We start from the raw sequence: 7888 nt of genomic DNA on the forward strand, positions 1-7888 counted from the left end.
CCTGGCAACTAGCCCCAGCGCATCACAGCCAACAGCCACACCAGGGACAGCGCGGACGCCACCCAGATGCTCCAGCCGGTCACGCCAATCACCAGCAAATGCAGGTAGGCGCTCCCGAGAAGACCAATAAACAAACGATCACCACGAGTGGTGCTGATCGGTAAAAAGCCGCGCCGGGGGATACTCGGCGAGCGCAACTCCCAGGTGGTCATGCCCGCCAGCAGCAGGGCAATGGCCGCAAAGAACAGCGCAGTCGGGGTGGTCCAGGCCATCCATTCCATCATCGACTCCTCAGACCCGGCCCAGAGCAAAGCCCTTGGCCACATGGTTACGAACAAACCAGATCACCAGCATACCCGGCAGAATGGTCAACACTCCCGCCGCCGCCAGTACACCCCAGTCAATGCCGGAGGCCGAGACCGTACGGGTCATCACCGCCGCGATAGGCTTGGCGTTGACCGACGTCAGCGTGCGCGCCAGCAACAGTTCGACCCAGGAAAACATAAAGCAAAAAAACGCCGTCACGCCGATCCCAGAACCAATCAAGGGGATAAAAATCTTCACAAAAAACTTGGGAAAACTGTAGCCATCGATGTAGGCGGTTTCATCGATTTCCTTGGGCACCCCGGACATGAAGCCTTCAAGAATCCACACCGCCAGCGGCACGTTGAACAGGCAATGAGCCAGGGCCACGGCGATATGGGTGTCGAACAGGCCGATAGACGAATACAGCTGGAAAAATGGCAGCAGAAACACTGCCGGCGGCGCCATACGGTTGGTCAGCAGCCAGAAAAACAGATGCTTATCCCCCAAGAAACGGTAGCGGGAAAACGCATAGGCTGCCGGCAACGCCACGCTTAGGGAAATCACCGTATTCAGGCTGACGTAATACAGCGAGTTCAGATAGCCGGTGTACCAACTGGGGTCGGTGAAGATCACCTTGTAGTTAGCCAGGGTGAAATCCTGGGGAAACAGTGTCAGGCCGCCGAGGATTTCGGTGTTGCTCTTGAAGGACATGTTCAGCAGCCAGTAGATCGGCACTAGCAGGAACAGGATGTAGATCAGCAGCGGCACAAGCTTGCGTTTGCTCATGATGGCGGCCTCAGCGATTGGCGTCGGAGTGGGTCATGGCGGTATAGAACAGCCAGGACACCAACAGGATGATCAGGAAATACACCAGGGAAAATGCCGCCGCCGGGCCCAGGTCGAATTGCCCTACGGCCATCTGGGTCAAGGTCTGGCTCAGGAAGGTGGTGGCATTGCCTGGACCCCCACCGGTCAGCACAAACGGCTCGGTGTAGATCATGAAACTGTCCATGAAGCGCAGCATCACCGCGATCAGCAGCACGCTCTTCATCTTTGGCAACTGGATATGTCGGAATACCGCCCAGGCTGATGCGCGATCAATACGCGCCGCCTGGTAATACACATCCGGGATCGCCCGCAGCCCCGAATAGCACAGCAGTGCTACCAGTGAAGTCCAGTGCCAGACGTCCATCACCAGCACCGTGACCCAGGCGTCCATGGTGTTGGCGGCATAGTTGTAGCTGATGCCCATCGCATTGAGGGTCGAGCCCAACAAACCGATATCGGCCCGGCCGAAGATCTGCCAAATAGTACCGACCACGTTCCACGGGATCAGCAACGGAATCGCCATGACGATCAGCACCAGGGACGACCAGCGGCCCTTGGTGGGCATGGTCAAGGCAATGGCTATCCCCAAAGGAATCTCGATCAGCAGCACGCAGGCGGAATAAATGAACTGGCGCAGCAACGAGTCATGCAATCGCGGGTCCAGCAGCACCTGCTTGTACCAGTCAGCGCCGACAAAGTAGCGGCTGGACTGGTCGAAAATGTCCTGCACCGAATAGTTGACCACCGTCATCATCGGAATCACTGCGCTGAAGGCCACCAACAGAAACACCGGCAGCACCAACCACCAGGCCTTATTGTTCTGCACCTTATTCATGGCTGCATCTCCAGCAGGTAATCGTCGGCATAGACCATCAACCATTGCGCGGGAAAGCTGATGGACGCCCGGCCCTCTGGCACCGGCTTGTCCTCGGCCAGGCGCACTTTCAGCGGCGCGCCATCGAGGTTCAGGGTCATGATCTTGTAGGTGCCTAGGTCTTCGACGTGGACCACATCAGCCTGCAACGCATCGGGGTTGGGCTCATCCCAGACATGGATAAACTCCGGGCGAATGCCGACCTGCAGTTTTTTGTAATCCATTTGCGCGATCCGCTGTTGCAGCGCCTCGGACAACGCCAGGTGCGTCCCGGCAAAGCACACGCCACCGGCGTCCGCCTGCACTTCGATCAGATTCATCCCAGGGCTGCCGATGAAATAACCGACAAAGGTATGACTGGGCCGCTCGAACAACTCCCGTGGCGTGCCGAATTGCACGATCTGCCCGCCGTACATCACCGCAATCTTGTCGGCAAAGGTCGAGGCTTCCAGTTGGTCGTGAGTGACGTAGACCATGGTGATGTTGAACTGCTCGTGGATCTGCTTGAGCTTGCGCCGTAGCTTCCATTTCAGGTGTGGGTCGATCACCGTCAACGGCTCGTCGAACAGGATCGCTGACACGTCATCGCGCACCAGCCCACGGCCCATGGAGACCTTTTGCTTTTCATCGGCAGTGAGGTTGCGAGCCTTCTTGCTCAACAGGGCCTGCAGGTCGAGGACCTCGGCAATTTCCTGCACCTTGCTGTGAATTTTCGCGGGTGCCATGCCCTGGTTGCGCAAGGGAAAGGCCAGGTTGTCGAACACCGTCATGGTGTCGTACACCACCGGAAACTGGAACACCTGGGCGATGTTGCGCTTTTCCGGGGTCAGCTCGTTGACCACCTTGCCGTCGAACATCACTTGGCCTTCCGACGGGCTGAGCAGGCCGGAGATGATATTGAGCAAGGTGGACTTGCCGCAGCCTGAGGGGCCAAGCAACGCGTAGGCGCCACCCTGCTCCCAGACGTGGTTCATTTCGCGAATGGCGTAGTCCTCAGGGCCTGTTGGCGTAGGACTGTAGCTATGAGCCAGGTTCTGCAAATGGATTTCGGCCATCAGGCAACCCTCGCGACACGTCGACCGGGGGCCTGGACTAACCGTCCCTGACCATCGAACACAAACAATTTGTGGGTGGGGATATAGATCCGGATCGGCGCATCGACGTCGTATTCGTGAACCCCTGGCAGATGCAAAACCAGCAGAAAATGTTCACTGCGCACATGCAGGAACGTTTCCGAGCCGCTGATTTCCGCGACTTCCACGGTTACCGCCAGCTCCAGGTCATCATCATTGCTGGGCACCAGGCTGATATGGCTGGGGCGCACGCCAAAGCGGAACTCACCTTCACCGATGGGCCGCAGGTCGACGTTCAGCGGGAAATGCACGAAGTTGGCGAAACTCACTTCATTACCACTAATCCGTCCCGGCATCAGATTGATCGGCGGTTCGGAAAACAATTCGGCAGCCAGAACCGTTCGCGGCTGGTGGTACACCTCAGCGGCCTTGCCGCTCTGGATCACCCGGCCTTCGTGGAGGATCGTGGTGGTGCCGCCCAAGGCCAGGGCTTCGTTGGGTTCAGTGGTGGCGTAAATGGCGATGGTGTGGCGCGCCTTGAACAGTTCGCGCATTTCCTGACGCAGTTCTTCCCGAAGTTTGTAGTCCAGGTTCACCAGCGGCTCATCGAACAGGATCAACTCGGCGTCCTTGACCAGCGCTCGGGCCATGGCCGTGCGCTGCTGCTGGCCACCGGATAGTTCCAAGGGATGGCGTTGCAGAAATTTCTCGATGCGCAGCATCTTCGCGGTTTCCAGTACCTTGCTCTGGATCTGCTCAGCCGAGACACCGGCCTGGCGCAACGGCGAAGCGATGTTCTCGTAGACGGTCATGGTCGGGTAATTGATGAACTGCTGGTAGACCATCGACACGTTGCGCAACCGCACCGATTGTTGGGTGACATCAACACCATTCATCAGGATGCGACCGCTGACGGGCTTGTCCAGGCCGGCCATCAGACGCATCAAGCTGGTCTTGCCGGACAGGGTGCGGCCCAGCAGAACGTTGAAGGAGCCGGCTTCAAAGCGCAGATTGACATCATCGATCCAGGCCTGGCCTTCGACGACGCGGGTGACATGTTCCAGGGTCAATGACATGACACGACCTTTTTATTATTGGAATTGTTCTATCGAAATGTCAGAGCGAGTTTCGTGCCAAAAGCCAATAGCCAGCGCAGGTCCTTGATAAGAAAGGCGTTGGGTAAATGGAAGGCAAACCCTGCGTTCACTGCTGAACAGAAATGAACATCCCGCACTGAACAATTGAACAGCCTCCAGGTTGACAATGAACAGTTCTGAACAACACTGAATGAGCCTCTGTAGGAGCGCGCTTGCTCGCTCCTACAAGATGAGCCCCATAAAAAAACAATAAAAAGAAGGTCACAGAAATGGCCGCACCTGCCCCACTGCTGACTCACGACACCATCATCCAGGACTCCTGGCGCCGCTGCCGCGCCTTTGGCCTGGATCATCAGAGCACGCCGAGCTTCGATCAACTGCCCGCCGAGGGCATCAGTCAACTGCTGGAAAGCCAGCATTCCCTGGTGCAGACCACCCACCAGGAAGTCCTGCCCTATTACGAGAACATCCTCAGCAACTCCAACTGCCTGATCATGCTCGCCGACAACCAGGGCCAGGTGCTGACCTCCTGGGGCACCCAACGTTTTATCGAGCCTAAACTGGCCCGAGGCTTCAGCGCCGGCGCCAGTTGGATGGAGCGCTCCAGTGGCACCAACGCCATCGGCACCGCCCTGGCCTGTGCCCAGGCAGTACATATCGAGCACGATGAACACTTCCTCAAGGCCAATCGTTTCATGACCGGCTCGGCGGCGCCGATCTTCGACGCCAAGCGCGAGATCATCGCGGTACTGGACGTGTCCAGCGACAGTTACCTGCCGCCGTCCCACACCCTGGGCATGGTCAAGATGATGAGCCAGACGGTGGAAAACCGGCTGATCCTCAACCTGTTTCGCGGCGAACATTTCCAGCTAACCTTCAATACTGGCCTGAGCAACCTCGACAGCCAGTGGGCCGGTTTGCTGATTTTTGATGAAAGCGGCCAGGTGCTATCGGCCAACCGCCGTGCCGACAACCTGCTGGGTATCAGCCTGTCGCGGGTGATGATCGACAGCCTGTTCAAGGTGTCGCTGCTGGAACTGCTCAACCAACCCGAAGGCTTGCCCTTCGCCCTGCAAGCCGCCGGGCGCAACCGCTTCCAATGCCTGTTGAAGCGGCCCAAACAGACGCCGATCCAGGCCCGCGTGTTTAGCGATCCAGCGCCCGCCGTAGCCACCCCTATCAGCCTCAAGACCCTGCACTTTGGCGACAGCCGTGTGGAAAAGGCCGTACGCCAGGCCGAGCGGCTGTTGGAAAAGGATATTCCGCTGCTGATCCACGGTGAAACTGGCGTCGGCAAAGAAGTGTTCGTCAAAGCCCTGCACCAGGCCAGCTCCCGCAGCCAACAAGCATTTATCGCCGTCAACTGTGCGGCGATTCCTGCCGAGCTGGTGGAATCGGAGCTGTTTGGCTACGAAAAAGGCGCGTTCACCGGCGCCAATCAGAAAGGCAGCATCGGCCTGATCCGCAAGGCCGACAAAGGCACTCTGTTTCTTGATGAGATCGGCGACATGCCCCTACCAACCCAGGCTCGACTGCTGCGGGTATTGCAGGAACGCTGCGTGCAGCCAGTGGGCAGCAGCGAGTTGTTCCCGGTGGACTTGCGGATCATCTCCGCCACCAACCGCTCGTTGCGCGCACAGGTACAGATCGGCCGCTTTCGCGAAGACCTCTATTACCGCATCGGCGGCCTGACCCTGGAACTGCCGCCCTTGCGCGAGCGCAGTGACAAGCAGGCGCTGTTCAAGCAATTGTGGCAACAACACCGTGAACCGACCCAATGGGCTGGGCTGAGCACCGAAGTACTGGCGCTGTTCGATCAACATCCGTGGCCGGGCAATTTGCGCCAGGTCAGCAGCGTGATGCAGGTGGCGCTGGCCATGGCTGAAGATCAGCCAATCCGGCCGGAGCACTTGCCGGATGATTTCTTTGTAGATCTCAACGTAGCCGCGCCGCTCCCCGCCAATGAAGTTCTGGATGACAACCTGGACCTCAACCAACGGCTAAAAGCGTTGGGTGGCAACATTTCCCATCTTGCCCGTGAGTTGGGCGTGAGCCGCAACACCTTGTACAAGCGTCTGCGCCAGGGTGACAGCTGACTCCTACGCTGAAGCGCAGATGTAGTCGATGACTTGACGAAACGTCCTATCAGTACTGACGAATAAGTCCGACTTCTTTCTCTTACAAACCTCTCCAAAGTCTCCCGCCTGATCACACAGCGCGAGGGACCGCCGATGTTGCAACCGACTAATGTTCTGGCCCATCGGGTGGCCTCTTGAATCCCCTGGCCAATAAAGCCATCGGCTTTCTGGTGCTGGCTGCCCTCGATTCGAAGACCCGAGACGTCGACTCCGTCCTTAACGACTTCAGGCAATGCCTGAATACCTATGAAGAATGGGCGGAGAGCTTCTGGAGCTTTTTGGCCCTGGATGTGGAGCAGGTCTTCAAGGTTGGGGATGAGGTTGCCCTTGTCGTCCCGACCGCGTCCAAAGCCCCCAGCAGCACCGTCGCCATGTGCTCGGCCAGCGGTTCGCTGACCCTGGTGCATATGTTTGAAAGCGCACGTTTTGTGCCCATCGGCAATACACCGGTGATGCTGCAAGCGCTCTCCCCGAATGGAGCCCCGATCGGCGAAGCCATTCACAAGACCATCGGCCCCAGCGGCATTCTTGAAGTCAGCGAATGCATTCGGGGCCAGCGTTACCAGATCACCTTCTACCCCGCTGTTTCCAGGGATCACGTCAAGGCGCTGTATGCCTCCTATCAGTCGGTCATCGGCCCGCTGGAAGGCTGGTTACGCAGTGAATGGACTGGCGCCTTCGAACCTCTATGGAACAGTTACTCCGAGGCCAACTTTCTCAAGCGCTACCAATCGCTGCACCAGGCGGATGTGCGGGGTTTTGAAGGTGCCCTGCACAACCTCTGGGACGACATCCAGCAACTGCACGCATGGCTGGCGGATCTCAAGCCCAACAGCGAAAAGCTGCTGCAGTACCTCACCCAGACCGAGCTTGATGAGCTGCTGAAGATGAGCAGCGAGGCGATTGCCAATGGGTTGCTGGCACTCAGCGACGAGCCGCTGCTGTTTATCTACCTGTCGGCGATTGTCAGTTGGGTTCGGATGCTGCCGCCGCCGTACATGATCGAGTTACTGGGAGAGATCAGCAGCGAGGTGCTGATCAACCTTCTACTGGCATGGGTCACCGGCGGTATGGGCCTGGCGGTACGCATGAGCACCCAGGTGCTGGGCAAGATCAAGTCCACCCGGGTGCGCCAGTGGCTGGAGCAACTGGCTAGACCGTTCGACGGGCCGCCATTGAGCGCCCATGCCGACGCGCTCAAGCCGATGTTGCTTAATACCCAGGCGGCGCCAATCAAGGTTGTGCCTAATGCGCCGTTAAAGATTACCCCTGCGTTTGCGGAGCCGATTGAAGTGCCGAACCCGGCACCTATGGTGCGGGGCAAGAAGACCCCGAGGACGACGCTGGTCAAGCAGGAGCCTCACGACGACGCACCGGCGCAATCGAAAAACCCTAACGGCGATGCAGCGGCCAGTGCCGATAAAACGGCGACTAACGGTTGCCCAGTGTCGATGGTTACCGGTGAGGAACTGCTGACCCTCACGGACGGTGAGCTGGACGGGCTTCTGCCGTTTGCCTGGACAAGGGTGTACCGCACCAGTGCGGTGGAAGTGGATTGCGGACTGGGGTTTG

At 58.4% G+C, this 7888-nt stretch carries 7 protein-coding genes; 2 read left to right on the plus strand and 5 right to left on the minus strand.

The annotated features are described in order from the left end of the window. Positions 1–8: 8 nt before the first annotated feature. The 5 genes from FQ182_RS25075 to FQ182_RS25095 are packed head-to-tail and all read right to left on the minus strand — an operon-like array spanning position 9 to position 4157. Positions 9–281, minus strand: a complete 273-nt coding sequence (locus FQ182_RS25075) for a DUF2160 domain-containing protein (protein WP_133100256.1) — start codon at positions 279–281, stop codon at positions 9–11. 10 nt (positions 282–291) lie between these two features. After that, positions 292–1092 carry a carbohydrate ABC transporter permease gene (locus FQ182_RS25080; protein WP_124387065.1) on the minus strand — a complete coding sequence of 267 codons (801 nt, stop codon included), beginning with the start codon at positions 1090–1092 and terminating at the stop codon, positions 292–294. Positions 1093–1102: 10 nt separating this feature from the next. Then, positions 1103–1969: a carbohydrate ABC transporter permease gene (locus FQ182_RS25085; protein WP_149414131.1), complete on the minus strand. Its 867-nt coding sequence runs from the start codon at positions 1967–1969 to the stop codon at positions 1103–1105. Further along, positions 1966–3063 carry an ABC transporter ATP-binding protein gene (locus FQ182_RS25090; protein ID WP_149414130.1) on the minus strand — a complete coding sequence of 366 codons (1098 nt, stop codon included), beginning with the start codon at positions 3061–3063 and terminating at the stop codon, positions 1966–1968. The genes FQ182_RS25085 and FQ182_RS25090 overlap by 4 nt, the downstream gene beginning before the upstream one ends. After that, complete coding sequence (locus FQ182_RS25095) at positions 3063–4157, minus strand: ABC transporter ATP-binding protein (RefSeq protein ID WP_149414129.1); 1095 nt, start codon at positions 4155–4157, stop codon at positions 3063–3065. Before FQ182_RS25095 ends, FQ182_RS25090 begins: the two co-directional genes overlap by 1 nt. 290 nt (positions 4158–4447) lie before the next feature. On the opposite strand from FQ182_RS25095, the gene FQ182_RS25100 reads away from it, so the two are divergent. Both FQ182_RS25100 and FQ182_RS25105 read left to right on the plus strand, forming a co-directional pair. Continuing rightward, positions 4448–6274 carry a sigma-54-dependent Fis family transcriptional regulator gene (locus FQ182_RS25100; RefSeq protein WP_149414128.1) on the plus strand — a complete coding sequence of 609 codons (1827 nt, stop codon included), beginning with the start codon at positions 4448–4450 and terminating at the stop codon, positions 6272–6274. A 176-nt stretch (positions 6275–6450) separates the two neighbouring features. Next, a partial coding sequence (locus FQ182_RS25105; RefSeq protein WP_256666331.1) for a DUF6531 domain-containing protein occupies positions 6451–7888 on the plus strand: 1438 nt, incomplete at its 3' end.

This window comes from Pseudomonas sp. ANT_H4 (assembly GCF_008369295.1).
Classification (GTDB): Bacteria; Pseudomonadota; Gammaproteobacteria; order Pseudomonadales; family Pseudomonadaceae; genus Aquipseudomonas.